At 66.8% G+C, this 17,891-nt stretch carries 15 protein-coding genes; 12 read left to right on the forward strand and 3 right to left on the reverse strand.

The genetic code is table 11. The features are described from left to right. Positions 1-19: 19 nt before the first annotated feature. The 3 genes from nirB to FAZ98_RS29520 all read left to right on the forward strand — a co-directional run bounded on the left by nirB (position 20) and on the right by FAZ98_RS29520 (position 7,295). The gene (gene nirB, locus FAZ98_RS29510; RefSeq protein ID WP_158958592.1) at positions 20-2,578 is read left to right on the forward strand and encodes a nitrite reductase large subunit NirB; all 2,559 of its coding nucleotides are present in this window, start codon (positions 20-22) and stop codon (positions 2,576-2,578) included. A 38-nt stretch (positions 2,579-2,616) separates the two neighbouring features. After that, positions 2,617-2,964, forward strand: a complete 348-nt coding sequence (gene nirD, locus FAZ98_RS29515) for a nitrite reductase small subunit NirD (RefSeq protein WP_158956940.1) — start codon at positions 2,617-2,619, stop codon at positions 2,962-2,964. Between the two features lie 92 nt (positions 2,965-3,056). Beyond that, positions 3,057-7,295, forward strand: a complete 4,239-nt coding sequence (locus FAZ98_RS29520; protein ID WP_158956942.1) for a bifunctional nitrate reductase/sulfite reductase flavoprotein subunit alpha — start codon at positions 3,057-3,059, stop codon at positions 7,293-7,295. Here the strand turns inward: FAZ98_RS29520 and FAZ98_RS29525 are convergent. Further along, positions 7,249-7,506: a hypothetical protein gene (locus FAZ98_RS29525; protein WP_158956944.1), complete on the reverse strand. Its 258-nt coding sequence runs from the start codon at positions 7,504-7,506 to the stop codon at positions 7,249-7,251. The genes FAZ98_RS29520 and FAZ98_RS29525 overlap by 47 nt on opposite strands. A gap of 244 nt (positions 7,507-7,750) precedes the next feature. Between FAZ98_RS29525 and cynR the strand changes: the two genes are divergently transcribed. The 5 genes from cynR (at position 7,751) to FAZ98_RS29550 (ending at position 12,053) form a co-directional block, all read left to right on the forward strand. Next, the gene (gene cynR / locus FAZ98_RS29530; protein WP_233273008.1) at positions 7,751-8,650 is read left to right on the forward strand and encodes a transcriptional regulator CynR; all 900 of its coding nucleotides are present in this window, start codon (positions 7,751-7,753) and stop codon (positions 8,648-8,650) included. Positions 8,651-8,783: 133 nt separating this feature from the next. Then, the gene (locus tag FAZ98_RS29535) at positions 8,784-10,028 is read left to right on the forward strand and encodes an acyl-CoA dehydrogenase family protein (protein ID WP_158956948.1); all 1,245 of its coding nucleotides are present in this window, start codon (positions 8,784-8,786) and stop codon (positions 10,026-10,028) included. Positions 10,029-10,178: 150 nt separating this feature from the next. Further along, positions 10,179-10,982, forward strand: a complete 804-nt coding sequence (locus FAZ98_RS29540; RefSeq protein WP_158956950.1) for a COG4705 family protein — start codon at positions 10,179-10,181, stop codon at positions 10,980-10,982. Positions 10,983-11,063: 81 nt separating this feature from the next. Next, complete coding sequence (locus tag FAZ98_RS29545; RefSeq protein WP_158956952.1) at positions 11,064-11,693, forward strand: phosphatase PAP2 family protein; 630 nt, start codon at positions 11,064-11,066, stop codon at positions 11,691-11,693. 123 nt (positions 11,694-11,816) lie between these two features. Further along, a complete protein-coding gene (locus tag FAZ98_RS29550) occupies positions 11,817-12,053 on the forward strand; it encodes a hypothetical protein (RefSeq protein ID WP_158956954.1) in 237 nt (78 codons plus the stop codon). Between the two features lie 38 nt (positions 12,054-12,091). On the opposite strand, the gene FAZ98_RS29555 is transcribed toward FAZ98_RS29550, so the two are convergent. Next, positions 12,092-12,316, reverse strand: coding sequence for a hypothetical protein (locus FAZ98_RS29555; RefSeq protein WP_158956956.1), 225 nt, complete (start codon positions 12,314-12,316; stop codon positions 12,092-12,094). 153 nt (positions 12,317-12,469) lie between these two features. Continuing rightward, complete coding sequence (locus tag FAZ98_RS29560) at positions 12,470-13,162, reverse strand: GntR family transcriptional regulator (RefSeq protein WP_158956958.1); 693 nt, start codon at positions 13,160-13,162, stop codon at positions 12,470-12,472. A 384-nt stretch (positions 13,163-13,546) separates the two neighbouring features. On the opposite strand from FAZ98_RS29560, the gene FAZ98_RS29565 reads away from it, so the two are divergent. From FAZ98_RS29565 to FAZ98_RS29580, 4 genes are all read left to right on the forward strand, one after another. Next, positions 13,547-14,329, forward strand: a complete 783-nt coding sequence (locus FAZ98_RS29565; RefSeq protein WP_158956960.1) for an HpcH/HpaI aldolase family protein — start codon at positions 13,547-13,549, stop codon at positions 14,327-14,329. A 17-nt stretch (positions 14,330-14,346) separates the two neighbouring features. Further along, on the forward strand, positions 14,347-15,501 hold the full coding sequence (locus FAZ98_RS29570; protein ID WP_158956962.1) for a pyridoxal phosphate-dependent aminotransferase: 1,155 nt from the start codon (positions 14,347-14,349) through the stop codon (positions 15,499-15,501). Between the two features lie 130 nt (positions 15,502-15,631). Then, positions 15,632-16,699, forward strand: a complete 1,068-nt coding sequence (locus FAZ98_RS29575; protein WP_158956964.1) for a porin — start codon at positions 15,632-15,634, stop codon at positions 16,697-16,699. Positions 16,700-16,726: 27 nt separating this feature from the next. Then, positions 16,727-17,869, forward strand: a complete 1,143-nt coding sequence (locus tag FAZ98_RS29580) for an aminotransferase class V-fold PLP-dependent enzyme (RefSeq protein ID WP_158956966.1) — start codon at positions 16,727-16,729, stop codon at positions 17,867-17,869. Positions 17,870-17,891: the final 22 nt, after the last annotated feature.

Consider the following 17,891-nt stretch of genomic DNA (forward strand, 5'->3'; position numbering starts at 1 on the left):
AGCGAACGATTCCCTCGCGATGGAGATCGTGGTGATCGGCCATGGCATGGTGGGCCACAAGTTTCTCGAGTCCGTGCTCGCGGATGGCGGCCCCCACGTGCGCGTGACCGTGCTCTGCGAAGAGCCGCGTCCCGCCTACGATCGCGTGCACCTCTCCGACTACTTCGCGGGCAAGAGCGCCGACGATCTCACGCTGGTCGCGCCCGGCTTCTTCGAGCGCGAGAACGTGCGTCTCGTACTCGACGCGAAGGCCGTGTCCATCGATCGCGAAGCACGCACCGTGACGGCCTCGAACGGCGAAACGCTCGCTTACGACAAGCTCGTGCTCGCCACGGGGTCGTCGGCGTTCGTGCCGCCCATCGCGGGCAACGATCGCGCCGACTGTTTCGTCTACCGCACCATCGCCGATCTCGAAGCCATGCAGGCGCGCGGCGCGAGCGCGACCACGGGCGTGGTGATCGGCGGCGGCCTGCTCGGCCTCGAATGCGCGAAGGCGTTGCGCGACATGGGCCTCACGACGCACGTGGTGGAGTTCGCGCCGCGCCTGATGGCCGTGCAGGTGGATGACGACGGCGGCCGCATGCTGCGCGGCAAGATCGAAGCGCTCGGCGTGAGCGTGCATACGCAGAAGAACACCACGGCCATTGTGGATGGCGAGGGCGCCGCGAATCGCATGGTGTTCGCCGACGGCACGCATCTCGAAGCCGACATGATCGTGTTCTCGGCCGGCATTCGTCCACGCGACGAAATCGCGCGCGCCTGCGGTCTCGAGATCGGCGTGCGTGGCGGTATCGTCATCGACGATCAATGCCGGACCCGCGACGCGAACATCTACGCCATCGGCGAATGTGCCTTGTGGCAAGGGCAAATCTTCGGTCTGGTCGCGCCCGGCTACGACATGGCGCGCATCGCCGCGAAGGCGCTGGCGGGCGAAGCCGCGACGTTCGCGGGCGCCGACATGAGCACCAAACTCAAGCTGATGGGCGTGGATGTCGCGAGTCTCGGCGACGCGCACGGCAAGACGCCGGGCAGCCGCTCGTACCGCTACGCCGACGAACGCCGCGAGGTCTACAAGAAGATCGTCGTGTCCGACTGCGGCAAGAAACTGCTGGGTGCGGTCATGGTTGGCGACGCGAGCGAATACGGCACGCTGTTGCAGATGATGCTCAACGGTATCGAGTTGCCCGAGGCGCCCGAATTCATGATCCTGCCGCAAGCGGACGGCCGCGCGAAGCCCGCGCTCGGCGTGGAAGCGTTGCCCGAGGGCGCGCAGATCTGCTCGTGCAACAACGTCTCGAAGGCGCAGATCTGCGCGGCCGTGCGCGACGGCGCGACCACCATTGCCGCGATCAAGGCGGGCACGTGCGCGGGCGCGTCGTGCGGCGGCTGCGTGCCGCTCGTCACGCAGGTGATGAAGTCGGAGATGGCGCGCCAGGGGCTCGCCGTCAACAATCACCTGTGCGAGCACTTCAAGTATTCGCGCCAGGAGCTGTATCACATCGTGCGCGTGGAAGGCATCAAGACCTTCGGCGAACTGCTCGCGAAGCACGGCCACGGTCTCGGCTGCGATATCTGCAAGCCGGCCGTGGGCGGCATTCTTGCCTCGTGCTGGAACGAATTCGTGCTGAAGAAAGAGCACGCGAGCCTGCAGGATTCGAACGATTACTACCTCGCCAACATCCAGCGCGACGGCACCTATTCGGTCGTGCCGCGCATGGCGGGCGGCGAGGTCACGCCCGACGGCTTGATCGCCGTGGGTCAGGTCGCGAAGAAATACGGTCTCTATACGAAGATCACGGGCGGCCAGCGCGTGGACCTGTTCGGCGCGCGCGTCGAGCAACTGCCGTTCATCTGGGAAGAACTGATCGATGCCGGTTTCGAGTCGGGCCATGCGTACGGCAAGGCGCTGCGCACGGTGAAGTCGTGCGTGGGCTCGACGTGGTGCCGTTATGGCGTGGGCGACTCGGTGGGCTTCGCGATCGATCTGGAGAACCGCTACAAGGGTCTGCGCGCGCCGCACAAGATCAAGTTCGGCGTTTCGGGCTGCACGCGCGAGTGCGCGGAAGCGCAGGGCAAGGACGTGGGCATCATCGCCACGGAAAAGGGCTGGAATCTCTACGTGTGCGGCAACGGCGGCATGAAACCGCGCCACGCGGAACTGCTCGCCGCCGATCTCGATCACGCCACGCTCGTGCGCTACGTGGACCGCTTTCTCATGTTCTACGTGCGCACGGCCGACCGCCTGCAACGCACGAGCGTCTGGCGCGACAACCTCGAAGGCGGCCTCGAGTATCTGATCGACGTGATCGTGAACGACAAGCTCGGTCTCGCGGCGGAACTCGAAGCGGAAATGCAGCGCGTGGTGGACACCTACGAGTGCGAATGGAAGAAGGCCGTGACCGATCCCGCCACGCGCCGCCGCTTCCGTCACTTCGTGAACAGCGAAGCGGGCGACGCCAACGTGACCTTCATCGAGGAGCGTGGCCAGATCCGTCCGGCCACGCCCGAAGAGCGCGCGGTGGCGCCGCTGCGTTACGAAGCGCTCGAAGAGATTGCCGTTGTTGTCGAAACGGTTTGATCGGAACGATCAGGCCGACCCATTACGAGGAGTACGAAATGCATAGCGAACATCATGTGGCGTCGTGGTTTCCCGTCTGCACGCTCGACGACATCGTGCCCAATACGGGCGTGTGCGCGCTTGTCAAAGGCGAGCAGGTCGCCGTGTTTCATGTCGACGACGGCAACGCGCGCGTCTACGCCATCGGCAATTACGACCCGAACTCGCATGCGGCCGTGCTCTCGCGCGGGCTGGTCGGCAGCCTCGGCGAACGCGTCGTGGTGGCCTCGCCCATCTACAAGCATCACTTCGATCTCGCCACGGGCGAATGCCTCGAAGCGCCGCAGCATTCGGTGAGCGCGTTCGCGGCACGCGTGGAAAACGGCCAGGTGTGGGTGGCCGCCTAACGTGCTGAAGCGCTGAGGCGCGGGCAGGAGAACGGCGCGGCGCGAGAGCGCGGCGACAGGTACACACAGGGCAGCGGAAAGCGATCCACGGCATGACCAGCAAGAGCGTAAAGAGCGTGTGTCCGTATTGCGGCGTGGGGTGCGGCATGATCCTGCACGTCGAAGACGGCCAGGTCACGAAGATTTCCGGCGACGCCGAGCACCCCAGCAACTTCGGGCGGCTCTGCACGAAGGGCACTTCGGCGCACGTGGCGTTGCGCAAGTCGGGCCGGCTCGAACGCGCGTTCGTGCGTCATGCGCGCGACGAAGACCCGGTGCCGCTGCCCGTGGCGCAAGCGATCGCCGACACGGCGCGCCGCCTGCGCGCGACGCTCGACGCGCACGGTCCGGACGCGCTCTCGTTCTATGTGTCGGGGCAGATGTCGATCGAGGCCCAGTACCTCGTCAACAAGCTGGCCAAGGGCTACGTGCGCACCAACAACATCGAGTCGAACTCGCGTTTGTGCATGGCGAGCGCGGGCAGCGGCTACAAGCTTTCGCTGGGTGCAGACGGCCCACCCGGCTCGTACCGCGACTTCGACAAGGCCGACCTGTTCTTCGTGATCGGCGCGAACATGGCGGACTGCCATCCGATCCTGTTCCTGCGCATGATGGACCGCGTGAAGGCGGGCGCGAAGCTGATCGTGGTGGACCCGCGCCGCAACGCGACCGCCGACAAGGCCTCGCTGTTTCTGCAGATCACGCCCGGCACCGACCTCGCGCTGCTCAACGGCCTGCTGCATCTGCTGCACCGGAACGGTCACACGAACGCGGCGTTCATCGCTCAGTACACCGAAGGCTGGGACGCGATGCCCGCGTTTCTCGACGACTACACGCCGGAGAAGGTGGCCGCGATCACGGGCCTCGCCGAGGCCGACATTCGTCGCGCGGCGCAATGGATGGGCGAGGCGCCCGAGTTCATGAGTTGCTGGACCATGGGCCTGAACCAGAGCACGCACGGCACGTGGAGCACCAACGCGATCTGCAATCTGCATCTCGCGACGGGCAGGATCTGCCGCGAGGGCAGCGGCCCGTTCTCGCTCACGGGCCAGCCGAACGCGATGGGCGGCCGCGAAATGGGTTACATGGGTCCGGGCTTGCCTGGCCAGCGCACGGTGCTGTCCGCCGACGACCGCGCGTTCGTCGAGCAGCAGTGGAACGTGCCCGCGGGCACGCTGCCGCAGAAAGTGGGCACGGGCACCATCGACATGTTCTCGCGCATGAGCGCGGGCGAGATCAAGGCGTGCTGGATCATCTGCACGAATCCGGTCGCGAGCGTGGCGAACCGGCAGACCGTGGTCGCGGGCCTCAAGGCCGCCGAACTCGTGATCGCGCAGGACGCATTTCTCGACACGGAAACCAACGCCTATGCCGACGTCCTGCTGCCCGGCGCGCTGTGGGCCGAGGCCGAAGGCGTGATGATCAACTCCGAGCGCAACCTGACGCTCACGCAGCAGGCCGTCGAACCGCCCGGCGAAGCGCTGCCCGACTGGCGGATCATCGCGCGCGTGGCATGCGAAATGGGCTTTGCCGAAGCGTTCGACTACGCGAGCGCCGCGGAGGTGTTCGACGAAATCACGCGCTTCGCGAATCCGAACACGGGCTACGACCTGCGCGGCGCGAGCCATGCGAAGCTGCGCGAGACGCCGCTGCAATGGCCAATCGCGACGGATTCCAGCGAGGATCGGCATCCTGTCCGGTATCTGAACGACGGCGTGAGCCAAACGCTGAAGGAAGACGCCGACGGCACGCGGCCGCGCCTCGTGTTCGCCACGCCGCATGGCAAAGGCGTGTTTTTCGCGCGCCCGCACGTCGCGCCCGCCGAGTTGCCCGACGCCACGTTCCCGATCGTCTTCAACACGGGCCGCCTGCAACATCAATGGCACACGATGACGAAGACGGGCAAGGTGCCGATGCTCAACAAGCTCAACCCGGGCCCGTTCGTGGAGATTCATCCCGAAGATGCGGCGCAACTGGGCGTGGCCGCGAAAGATCGCGTGGAAGTGCGCTCGCGCCGCGGCCGCGTGGTGCTGCCCGCCGTGGTGACCGAGCGCGTGCGCCCGGGCAACTGCTTCGCGCCCATGCACTGGAACGACGTATACGGCGAAGACCTGTGCGTGAACGCGGTGACGAGCGACGCGGTGGACGCGATCTCGCAGCAGCCCGAACTCAAGTTTTGCGCGGTCGCGCTTACGCGCGTCGGGCCCGACGTGCCGGCGGAAACGCCAAGGTCTGGCCGCAATCGAGCCGATGCCGATGTCGATGCCGATGCCGATGCCGATGCCGCCATCGCCGATGCGAGCCCCGGCGCGCGGGACCCGCACGCCGTCAACCCGTCTCAGGAACACGACATGTCCCGTATCGATGCCTTCTCGACGCTGCTCGGCCTCGACGACGTTCCCGCACCGCCATTGAGCGCCGCGGAGCGCCAGTACCTCGCCGGTTTCGTCGGCGGCCTGCGTTCGCTGAAGACGCACGAGGCCGTGGGCGTGCCCGTGCTGCCCGCGCAGGCGCCGTTCGCGCCGGGCACGCGGGTCTATCTCGACGGCCTGCTCGCGGGGCTGTTCAGCCGCGTGGAACCGGCCGCGAGTGCGCGCGCGGCATTGGCCGCGCCCGTCGACATGAGCGTGGCGGAAGACCCGCCGCAAGGCGTGCGTATCGCGCACACGCGGCCGAAAGTCGTGTTGCTGTGGGCGTCGCAAACGGGCAACGTGGAATCGCTCGTGGAGTTGTACGCGACGCATCTGATGCAGTCGGGCTTCGAGATCCGCACCGCCTGCATGTCCGACTACCCGCTCGCGAACCTCGAAAAAGCGCAGTACGCGTTGCTGATGACGAGCACCTTCGGCGACGGCGACGCGCCCGACAACGGCGAGCCGTTGTGGAGCGCGCTCAACGCGCAGAACGCGCCGCGTCTGGCCGCGCTGCGCTTTGCCGTGCTCGCGTTCGGCGACCGCAATTACGACCAGTTCTGCGGTCACGGCCGCCGTCTCGACGCGCGCCTCGAAGCGCTGGGCGCCACGCGCCTGATGGAGCGCACCGACTGCGACAGCGAATTCCAGCCCGCCGCCGACGCCTGGCTCGAACGCATCGTCGTGCGCATCAAGGAGGAAGACACCGCGCTGCACGCCGTCCCCCCCGAAGGCGCGATTCCCGACGTGCTGCCCGGCTGCGCCGCGACCAAGGCGCGCCCGGCCACCTCGCGCCTGCTGCGCAACGTGCGCCTGAACCTGCAGGGCGCGACCAAGGACACGCGCTACTTCTCGCTGGCTACGGGCGAAGCGGGACTCGACTACGAGGCCGGCGACGCGCTGGGTGTGTGGCCGACCAACTGCCCGGCGCTCGTCGACGAACTGCTGCATCTCACGCGGCTGGCGGGCGACGCGAGCGTAAGCGTGAGCGGCCACGGCGACATGCGTCTCGCCGACGCGCTGGCTCGCCACTACGAAATCGCGCGCCCGAGCCCCGACGCGCTCGCGTTCATCGCGGCGCGCACGCGTTCGCGCGGTCTGGCCGAACTGCTCGGCGAAGCGCGCAAGGCGGATTTGCGCAACTGGCTCTGGGGCCAGCAGATTGCCGACGTGCTGCACGAATATCCCGTGGATGTTTCGCCATCCGAACTACTTGGCATGTTGAAGCGTCTGCAGCCGCGCCTCTATTCGATTTCGTCGAGTCCGAAGGCGCACGCGGGCGAAGTGCATCTGACCGTGTCGGCGGTGCGCTACAACAATGGCCGGCGCGAGCGTAAAGGCGTGGCATCCACGTTTCTCGCCGACCGCGCCGAGGCGGGCAGCGTGCCCGTGTTCGTGCAGAAGAGCACGCATTTCCGTCCGCCGCGCAACGGCGACACGCCGATGATCATGGTCGGCCCCGGCACGGGCGTCGCGCCGTTCCGCGCCTTTCTGCACGAGCGCCGCGCGCGCGGCGACGCGGGCCGCAACTGGCTCTTCTTCGGCGAGCAGCACGCGGCCACCGACTTCTACTACCGCGAGGAACTGGAGACGATGCAGCAGGACGGCCACCTCGCGCGGCTCGATCTCGCGTTTTCGCGCGATCAGAGCGACAAGGTCTATGTGCAGGACCGCATGCGCGAGCAGGGCGCCCAACTCTGGTCGTGGCTCCAGGACGGCGCGCATCTGTACGTGTGCGGCGACGCGAGCCGCATGGCAAAAGACGTGGATGCCGCGCTGAAAGACGTGGTCGCGGCGCACGGCGGCCTGAGCGGCGAGGCCGCGCAGGATTACGTCAGTGGGCTCGCGCGGGACCGGCGCTACGTGCGCGACGTCTACTGAACCCGACGAAGCGCGGCGCGCGCCACGGCAAAGGCGCGTTCGCGCGGCGTGCGCGCGTGAGCGGCGCGTCGTTTTCCTCGCCGAGCCCCGCGTAGAGGCCGCCGCGCGCGCCCTTGGCCGCGACCGGTTCGGGCAGCAGAATGGCCGTAAGAAATGTCAGGCAGGCGCCTGCGCACACGGCCAGCACGCTCATCGTGAACGACTCGAACATCCGCTTGACTCCCGACGGTAGAATGGTGCGCGAACGCCGGTTCACGCGTGCGCCACCACTTTGCGTACTATTTTGCGCAGCGCGCGCGGCGGCGTCCAAGACGATATTCGGATCGTCACGATAAGCGCGGCTTATGGTTGCAACGCGCGCGGACCGAATCTCGATTCCGAATGCCTGGCAGGGTGCGTGGCCAGGCGCCGGCGGATGACCGAGGGTGCAAGCGAGCGGGGAGACAGCCACCTTGATGCTTCGTGCGATACGCTACGTGATCACCGTGGCGGAGTTGAAGAACTTCACGCGCGCGGCGGAAGTGCTGCACGTGTCGCAGCCCGCGCTCTCGCAGCAGATACGCCAGCTAGAAGCCGAACTCGGCGGCGAGCTGTTCGACCGCAGCGGCCGGGCGATCAGCCTTACCGAATTCGGCCGTGTCTACATCGAACACGCGCGCGAGGCGCTCGCGCATCTCGACGCGGGGCGCCGCGCGTTGCACGACGTGCGCGACCTCACGCGCGGACTCTTGCGGCTGGCTTACACCCCCACCTTCGCCGAATATTTGATCGGGCCCGCGCTGCGCCGTTTTCGCGCGGCGCATCCGGCGCTCGCGATCGAGGTGAGCGAGCGGCCGCTCGAAGATATCGAAGGCGGCCTGGAGCGCGACGAACTCGATCTGGGCATCGGTTTCACCGACGTGCGCTCCGACGAAATCGACGTGCGTCCGCTGTTCGCCGAGCAGATGGCGTTGCTCGTGGCGACGCGGCACCCGCTCGCGCGGCGGCGCGAGGCGGTCTCGTCGCAGCAACTGGAGAGCATGCCGCTCGCGCTCCTGAGCGCCGACTTCGTGGTACGCCGTTTCGCCGACGCTTATTTCCGCGCGCATCAACTCAGCCCGCAGGTGATGTTGCAGGCCAATTCCGTGGGCACCGTGCTCAAGCTCGTGAAAGACGGCACGCTCGCCACGCTGCTGCCTTCGGCGGTCCTGCGCGAGCATCGCGGGCTCGTTTCGCTGGCGGTTACCCCCGCCTTGCCGCAACGCACGGTCGCGCTGTTGTCGCGCCGCCGCGCCGCCACGACGCTCGCGGCGAATGCGTTCGTGGCGCTGCTCACCGATCTGATCGCGGAAGAAGGACTGGGCGCCACGGCGTAATCATGTGATGGCGTGCGCGCTTTGCAGCGCCGCGCATAACGTAAGTCGAAATCCATCGTTATCGCGCCGCGCGCGCATTCCTATACTTTGCTGCCCGGCGGCCGCGTGCCGCGCATCATGCGAAGGAACGAGAATGCCCGCGACCGAATCTTCCGTGCCGACCTCTGCTGTCGAGGCGGCATCACCCGCCACGCCCGCTCAACCCGCGCTCGCCGGATTGCGAGAACTCGCGCAGGCGATCGCGCAAGGCGCGGCCGCGCGTGAAGTGCGGCGCGAATTGCCGTTCGACGCGGCGACGCGTTTCCGCGAGTCGGGGTTGGGGCGCTTGCGTTTGCCGGTGGCGTGGGGCGGCCTGGGCGGCTCGCTCGTCGACGTGTTCGAACTGGTCGCCACGCTCGGCGCGGCCGAAAGCAATCTCGCGCATGCGTTGCGCCTGCACTTCGATCAGACGGAAGTGCTGACGCTCTCACCGCGTTCGCCGTTCAACGATACGCAGATCCGCCGCGTGGCCGCGGGCGCGATTTTCGGCGGCGCCTCGACGGAACTCGGCACCGCGCGGCCCGGCGAGATCACGGTGCAACTGCGCCGCGACGGCGCGCACTATCGGCTGGATGGGCGCAAATACTATGCAACCGGCACGGCCTTCTCCGACTACGCGCGCCTGAACGTGCAGGACGACGCGGGCGCCCCGGTGATCGCGATCGTGCCTGTGCAGCGCGAAGGGTTTCGCGTGCTCGACGACTGGGACGGCATGGGCCAGCGCATGACCGCGAGCGGCGGTCTCGTGTTCGAGAATCTGCTCGTGCAGGCCGGAGAAGTCTCGCCGCGCGTGCTCGGCTCGCTGGTCGGGCGACATACGGGCGCGCTGCGGCAACTGCATCTCGTGGCGGTGGCGGCCGGCATCGTTCGCAATATTGTTAGCGATGCGAAGCATTATGTGATCCATCACGGCCGGCCCGCGCTGCACAGCCCGGCGCCGAGCGCGCGCGAAGACGCGTTCATCCAGCAGGTCGTGGGCGAACTCGCGGCGCACAGTCACGCGATCGATGCGCTGGTGCGCGAAAATGCCCGCGTGCTCGACCGGCAGGCCAACGCGATCCTCGCGGGCGACGCCAACGCCGAAGCGCTCGTGCTCGAAGGCGCGCTCGCGACCGCGCGCACGCAACTCGTGGTGAGCCAGCTCGCGTTGCAGGCGGCGGAACGGCTGTTCGAAGCGGGCGGCGCCTCGGCCACGGCGCGCACGCACAACTTCGACCGCCACTGGCGCAACCTGCGCACGATCTTCAGCCACAATCCGCTCACGCACAAAGCACGCGTGCTTGGCGACTACGACCTGAACGGCGTCACCACGCACCTCACCGAAGGGCGCGTGTTCTGAGGCCTGGGCGTACGCGTTGTCATCGTTGCGTCATTTGCCGATGCCCGATTGCCGATGCCGCTGGCGATTCTTTCGCGCCTTCAGCAAACGTTAAGCTAGCGTTGGCTACGATGAACGGCTTCACGTTCTACGTGCCCTCGGAGCGAGCCGATGAATTCAGCAGCGGGAGATGCATCGCGTCAGGCGTTGAGCAAGGTGCCTGCGCTCACGCTCGGTTTCTGGATCATCAAGATCGCGGCCACGACGCTCGGTGAAACCGGCGGCGACTGGGTGACGATGTCGCTCAAGCTCGGCTATCTCGTCGGCACGCTCATCTTCCTCGCGGCCTTCCTCGTGCTCGTATTCGCGCAGGTGCGCGCGCACCGCTTCAACGCGTGGCTCTACTGGGCCACCATTGTCGCGACCACCACGCTCGGCACCACGCTCGCCGACTTCTGCGACCGCTCCGCCGGCGTGGGTTATCCGGGCGGCGTGTCGATCATCGTTGTGCTGCTCGCCGCGAGTCTCGGCATCTGGTATCGCACGGAAGGCACGGTGTCGATCGGCAGCGTGGCCACGCCGCGCGTCGAGTGGTTCTACTGGGTCACCATTCTGTTTTCGCAAACGCTCGGCACCGCGCTCGGCGATTGGGTCGCCGACGAGGATCTCGGCGGTCTCGGGCTCGGCTACGAAGTGGGCGCGGCGATCTTCGGCGCGGGTATCGTCGCCGTTGGCTTGCTGTGGATGTGGGGCCGCGTGTCGCGCACGCTGCTGTTTTGGGCGGCGTTCGTGCTCACGCGTCCGCTGGGCGCGACGCTTGGCGATCTGCTCGACAAACCCGTCGCGCAGGGCGGTTTCGCCGTGAGCCGCTTTTACGCCTCGCTCATTCTGCTGGCGTTCATCGTGGTGTGCATTCTGGTGTTTCCGCAACGCGCCGCGCCGAGATCGCACGGCGCGCAGGCGCTGTCGAGGTAGTAGCGGCAATAGCGTGAGTCGCGGTGGCAAAAAGCACGCCGCAAAAAACATTAAAACAAGCTGTTTTCGGGGGTAGTCGCTGTGAGATTTTCCATATCGCGCGGCCGCGCGATCGTATCCGCCCTGGTCGCGGCGGCGGCCGCCTGCGCGCCGCTGTTGGCGAACGCCGGCGACGGTATCGACCATCGCGTCAATCGCAATACCGGCGGCATCTTCGCCGCGCAAGACGTCGTGCCGATCGCGCTCGCGGTCTTCAGCGGCGGCTGCGCGCTCTGGGAAGGCACGCAAACGCCCATCGGCAAGACCTGCTGGGAAAGCGCGGAGAGCATCGGCATCAGCGGGCTTTCCACTGAAGCGCTGCAATACCTCACCGGCCGCCAGGGGCCGAGCGAGACGAGCGATCCGGGCCGCTGGTTCACGGGCCGCAAGGGAACGTTCCCGAGTCTGCACGTGGCGGTGACGACCGCCGCCGTGACGCCGTTCATCCTCAACAACTTCGAGTCGCATCCCTGGCTGTCGAGCGGGCTCGCGCTGGTGCCCGTGTACGAGATGGTCGCGCGCGTGAAGGCGCAGCAGCACTGGCAAACCGACGTGCTGGCGGGGGCGCTGCTGGGCGCGGGCGTGGGGATCGGCGAAGTCTACAAGAACAGCCCCTTCGTGTTCGGCCTGCTGCCGGACGGCGGGTTTGTTGGCTATCACGCGAGGTTCTGAACGCGGCGCGGGCCGCTCTCATTGCGTGCGCTGCGTGCGAATCGAATTCGTCCGATAGGCGCGGGCCGCCGCGGGCTCTATCGTGATGTTCGTCTCGTTATCGAACGCGCAAGGAGTATCGCCATGGGCCCGCAACTGCTGCTCGACACCACGCATCTGCAAAAACATATCGACGCCATGGGCGCGGCCATGCATGGCGCGCAGGCAACGAACACGCCGATGTCGCGCCCGCTGCGCTCGCTGGTCGAGTACGTGCAGGCGCGCCACGCGGCGTTCATCGATCTGGGCATCGCGCTTGGTTGCGTCGCGTTTTCGCTGGGTGTGGTGCTCGGCGTGATGCTGTTGCTGGAGAAGCTGTAACGGCAAAGTGGCCCGCGACGGTCACGCCGCGGCGCGCGTTATCGCCGGGTAATTCGCCACAAGGACTGGCCGCCGCACATTGCCAGAATCACGCCGATCAGCACGGCCGCGACCGACGCCGCCTGATCGCCCGCGACGGCATCCGCCTCTTCGCTCAGCGCGCGCAGCCACAGCGCCGCGCCCGATCCCACCGCCACCAGCCCGAGCACGAGTGCGCTCGCGGCCATTGCCGTGCGCTCGCGCACGTCTTCCATCGTCTTCATCCTGTTTCGTTCCCCGATCAACACGGGCGCTCGCCCATGCCGAACGCCACCTGGCAACGATAACTCGCCAGAATTCGCGCTGCATGCGCGGATCGGGCAAAAAAAGCAACAAGCCAAATAGCAGAAGGCCTCGCGCGAATACTCCTCGCGGGTTCAGTCCTGACCGCTCAGCAACGCGAAATAACGCTGCTCGGCGTGCGTGATGAACGCCGTCATGGCCGTGTTGACCTTCTTCGGGTTGCGTTCGAGAAAGCCGTCGAGCAGTTCCTTCATGCCGTCCACAACGATCTTCTGCGTAGCCTGGTCGCGCAGCGTGCCGAGCCGCACTTGCTGCGCATGGTCGGCGAAGCGCTGGATGGTGTCCTGTAGCCGCGTGTTCTGCACCGCGCCCAGCCACGCGTCGCGAAACGCGATGTTCGCTTCGATCATCGCCTCGTTGTCGGTTTTGTCGCAGGCCTTGCGCGCCTGCTGGTAGGCCCGCTTGAGCGCCTCGTCGAGCTGGCGGTCGAGCGATGCGGTAGCGCTCGCGGCCGCGGCGGGCTCGAGCAGGCGGCGCACCTCGAAGATCTCGTGCACGTCGTCGCTCGTGAGCGTGGGCATGACGAAGCCGCGCGTGGTACCGATCAGATAGCCCTCGTTGACGAGCCGCAGCAGCGCCTGGCGCACGGGCATGCGCGTGCAGTCGAATTCGTCGGCGATTTCGTAGTCGAGGATCCGGTCGTCGGGGCCGACCTCGCCGCGCCGCAAGCGCGCGCGGATTTCCGTGTAGATGGTTTCGGTGAGCGTGGTTTGGCGCAGCGCGGTGCGCCGGGGCAGTTTCACGACCTTCGCGGTGGAGTCGGGCATGTGGCTGGAGGTCTCGTCGTTCTGCGATGGGTTCTGTGCTGGGTTCCGCGTGGGCTTTCTGGATTCTGAAGCGTGATCTAGGGTAGGCGGGCGCGCGCGGCGCTGTCAAGCGGGTTTGCCGTGTGTTGGGCGTGAAAAAACGCATTTCAGTCTTGACAGGATCAATCTGCATTCAGTTTATGCGTCAGCTGGCGGTGTGCGGGCACGCACCGCGTGGCGGCCACCGGGAAACCTGCCCACGCGCCGCTGCGTCAAGCCGTATCGGGGACTTCCCTTAAATTGCTTGAGGCCTAAACGATTTCGTTTGACAGCCGGTTTTTCTCCGCTTACCTTGGCCTTCGTCAAGAAACTGAATTCAGAATTCGTGAGGCAAACGAAATCGACATGCTGTTCCAATCGCTCAAACCCACCCTGCACGCCCCGGCGCCGCTCGATCTGATCTGGCTCGCGCTCGGCAGTGTGCCGATGGCGGAGTTCGCCGCGCAGGCGAAGCCGGGCGCGCTCGTGCTCGACCTGCAACACGGCCTGTGGGAACGCGGCACGCTCGAAGCGGCGATCGGCGCGGCGGCGCGGCGTGTGCCCGTGATCGCGCGCTGCGCCGAGAACACCCACGCCGCGATCGCCCAGGCGCTGGACGCGGGCGCGGCCTCGGTGCTCGTGCCGCTGGTGGAAACCGCCGCGGAAGCGCAACGCGCGGTGGAAGCCTGCCGCTACCCGCCGCACGGCCGCCGTTCGGGCGGTGGCGTGCGGCCCTTGCTCGCCGGCGTGGACGCCATGCTCGCGGCCGACCGCGAGGTAGCCGTGGGCGTGATGATCGAAACGGTGGCAGGCGTGGAAAACGTCGCGGCCATCGCGGCCACGCCCGGCCTCGACTATCTGTTCATTGGCACCGGCGACCTCGCGCTCTCGCGCGGCACGCACGACGCCGAAGTGCTCGCGCGCGACTGCGAGCGCGTGCAACAGGCGGCGCGCGCACACGGTCTCGCCTGCGGCCTCTTCACCGGCGACGCCGAAGCCGCGCGCCGGGCCTTTGCCGACGGCTACCGCATGGCCGTCAGCGCCAACGACATCGACATGGTGCGCAAGGGTTTTCTCTCCGCGCGCGCCCATAGCCTCGGCGCGCCTGGCGATCATGCCGATGCCGCGCCCGGCCACGACCACGAATGAACGAGGGAGAACACGCCATGAGCCTTACACGAGACGCGATCCTCAACATGCCCGATTCGCCCATCATCGACGTCTGGCGCCTGGGCGTCGGGCGCAGCGACGTGATCGGCCTGTGGGCGGGCGAAAGCGACCTGCCCACGCCGAAGCAGTTCAGCGAGGCGGCCATGGCGGCACTCGCGAACGGCCAGACGTTCTACTCGCAGAATCGCGGCGTTCCCGCGCTGCGCCAGGCGATCGCCGCGTATTACCAGCGCCTGTGCAACGTGACGCTCGAAGACGAGCGTATCGCGGCTACCTGCTCGGGCATGAATTCGGTGATGCTGGTCGCGCAGGCGATCATCGAGCCGGGCGACAACGTCGTGTGCGTGACGCCCTCGTGGCCCAACATCCTGCGCGCGATCACGATCACGGGCGGCGAAGTGCGTTCGGTGCCGCTCGGGCATGGCGAGGACGGCTGGCATCTGGACCTGCAGCGTCTGTTCGATGCCTGCGACGCGCGCACGAAAGCGATCTACTACGCCTCGCCGGGCAATCCCACGGGCTGGATGATCGAGCCCGAACAGCAGCGCGAACTCATGGCGTTCGCGCGCGAGCGCGGTATCGCGATTCTCGCCGACGAGGTGTATCAGCGCATCGTCTACGACCGCTCGCACGCGCCTTCGCTGCTCGAGCTCGCCACGCCCGACGACCCCGTGTTCGTCATCAACAGCTTCTCCAAGGCGTGGGCCATGACGGGCTGGCGCATGGGCTGGCTCGTCTATCCGCGCGCGATGCTGGAGACGTTCGAGAAGCTCATCCAGTTCAACACCAGCGGCGGCCAGGCATTCCTGCAAGCGGGCGCGACGGTCGCGCTCAACGAGGGCGAGCCGTTCGTGAAGTCGTTCGTCGAGCGTTGCCGCGGCGGCCAGAAGATCGCGCTCGAACGTCTGCGCGCGATTCCGGGCGTGAGCGTCGTGCCGAACCAGGCGTCGTTTTATCTGATGTTCAGCGTGGAAGGCGTGAGCGACACGCTCGACTTCTGCAAGCGCGCCGTGCGCGACGCGGGCGTGGGCCTCGCGCCGGGCATCGCGTTCGGCGAAGAATCGGCGCAACAGATCCGGCTGTGCTACGCGCGCAGCGACGCGAGCCTGATCGAAGCGATGGACCGGCTGGAAAACTTCATTGGCCGATGAAACCTTGAGGGTCACCTGAGAGGCAGGGCGCGCTCGCGTGGGCGCCTCGAATAATAATAGTTCGTTATCCGAAGCACTGTCATGCGATGACGGTGCTTCGTTTCCCATCGAAGAAAGAGAGAACAAGACCATGCAACGCAAACTCAAGGCTGTGCTCGCCACCCTCGGGGTAGGGCTGTCAGGTACCGCGTTCGCGCAAAGCGACGTCACGCTGTACGGCATCGTCGATCAGAGCATTCGCTTCACGACGAATTCGAACGCGCAAAACGACAATCAGGTGCAGCTCACCAATGGCGCGATCACCAACAGCCGCTGGGGCTTGAAGGGACAGGAAGACCTGGGCGGCGGCATGACGGCGCTGTTTCGCCTCGAAAGCGGTTTCGAGCCGCAGAACGGTCAGGTCGACATGAACCGCCTGTTCGGCCGCTACGCCTATGTCGGGCTTTCGGGCCGTTACGGCACCTTCACGCTGGGCCGCCAGGGCACGGAGTCGTTCAACTTCTTCGGCGACTTCGATCCGCTCACCGTGGGGAATTACACGGGCAATTCGTGGCCGTTCTTCATGACGATCGGCCGTATCGACAACACGGCAACCTACGCGGGCAAGTTCGGCGGCCTGCATCTGGGCGCGACTTACGGCTTCGGCCAGCAGCCGGGCAGCCTGAGCCAGAATTCGTACTGGGGCGTGCGCGTGTCGTACGACCTCGGCCCGGCGAGCTTCGGCGGCACGTATCAGGAACAGCGCGACTTGAACAACAACGTGCAGCGCATGTGGGGCGTGGGCGGCAAATACGCGTACGGACCGGCCACGGTGTTCGTGGGCTACATGGGCGGGCGCGACGCCACGGGTTTCGTCGACGACTCGCTCAACGATTCGAGCCGCACCGTCACGCAGGGCTCGTTCGCGCAGAACCCGCGCCGCGACACGACGTTGTTCACGGGCGTGGTGTATCAAGCCACGCCGGCGCTCGCGCTCACGGGCGCGTTCTACTACGACGACATGAACAACGTGAACGGTTTCGCCGGCAACGGCGGCAAGCGCTACACGGGTGTGCTGCTCGCCGAATATGCGCTCTCCAAGCGCAGCCAGATCTACACGACCGTCGACTACAACAAGGTGAGCGGCGGTGCGTACACGGAACTGCCGGGCAAGAGCAACCAGCTGGGCGTGGCCGTCGGCATGCGCCATATGTTCTGATGCAGGCGCGTTCGATAAGGATGACGAATGATTAAACTCAACGACGATTCGACGCGCGCGGGCTGGCTGCTGTATCACTCCGTGGGCATGTTCCCGGGCCAGGAAGACGCGGTGCGCGGCGCGCTCGATGCGTTCGCGTCAAACTGGTGCCGCCCCGACCTGCAACGCTGGGATTACGGTCTCAAGGCGCGCCGCGAGGTGCTCGACATGTGGGCGCGCCTCGTGCATGCGCCCGCGCACGCGGTGTTCGCCGCCGAAAACGTGACGGACGCGTTCGCGCGCTTCGTGGGCGCGCTCGGCCGCACGCGGCTCGAAGGCCGCCGCGTGCTGATCGCGGGCGACTGCTTCCCGAGCCTGCACTACATGCTCTCGAGCATGGCGAAGGTGCTCGGCTTTACGCTCGACACCGTGCCGCTCGAAGACAACGCGGCCTATGTGAGCGACGACGCCTTCATCGCGCGCTGGCAGGACGACGTGGCGCTCGCCATCGTCACGTGGGTCACGTCCACGGCTTCGAAGCGCGCCGATCTCGAACGCCTTGTTGCGCACGGCCGCGCGCAGGGCAGCCTGATTGCCGTGGACATCACGCAGGGCGCGGGCATTCTGGACTTCGACGTGAACGCGCCGGCCGTGGACTTCGTCGGCACGACCACGCTCAAGTGGCTGTGCGGCGCGCCGGGCACCGGGCTCGCGTATCTGAACCCTGCGCTCATCGACGAAAAACTCGCGCCGATGGTGCAGGGCTGGTTCAGCCAGCCCGATCCGTTCAACTGGGATCTCTCGCGCTTTTCGCTCGCGGCCGACGCGCGGCGCTTCGATCACGGCACGCCCTCGTTTTTGCCGTTCGTGGCGTCCGCGCCGGGTCTCGCGTGGCGTTTGTCGCCCGAAGCCGCGGGCATGCGCGAACACAATCTCGCGCTCTCCAGGCAACTGATCGCGCTCTGCGACGAGAAGGGCTACGCGCTGCGCTCCCCGCGCGACGAGGCGCAACGCGGTGGCAGCGTGATGGTCGACCTGCCCGCGCACCTCGCAGCGGCCGCGCTCGAAACCGTGCTCGCCGCCAACGGCGTGCTGGTGGACACGCGCGGCCAGACCCTGCGTCTTTCGCCCGGCGTGCTCACCGAGCCCGCCGTTATCGACAGCCTGTCGGCCTTGCTGCCCGCAGCCTGACCTCGCATCCATCACCTCGCAA

The organism is Paraburkholderia acidisoli (genome assembly GCF_009789675.1).
GTDB classification, from domain to species: Bacteria; Pseudomonadota; Gammaproteobacteria; order Burkholderiales; family Burkholderiaceae; genus Paraburkholderia; species Paraburkholderia acidisoli.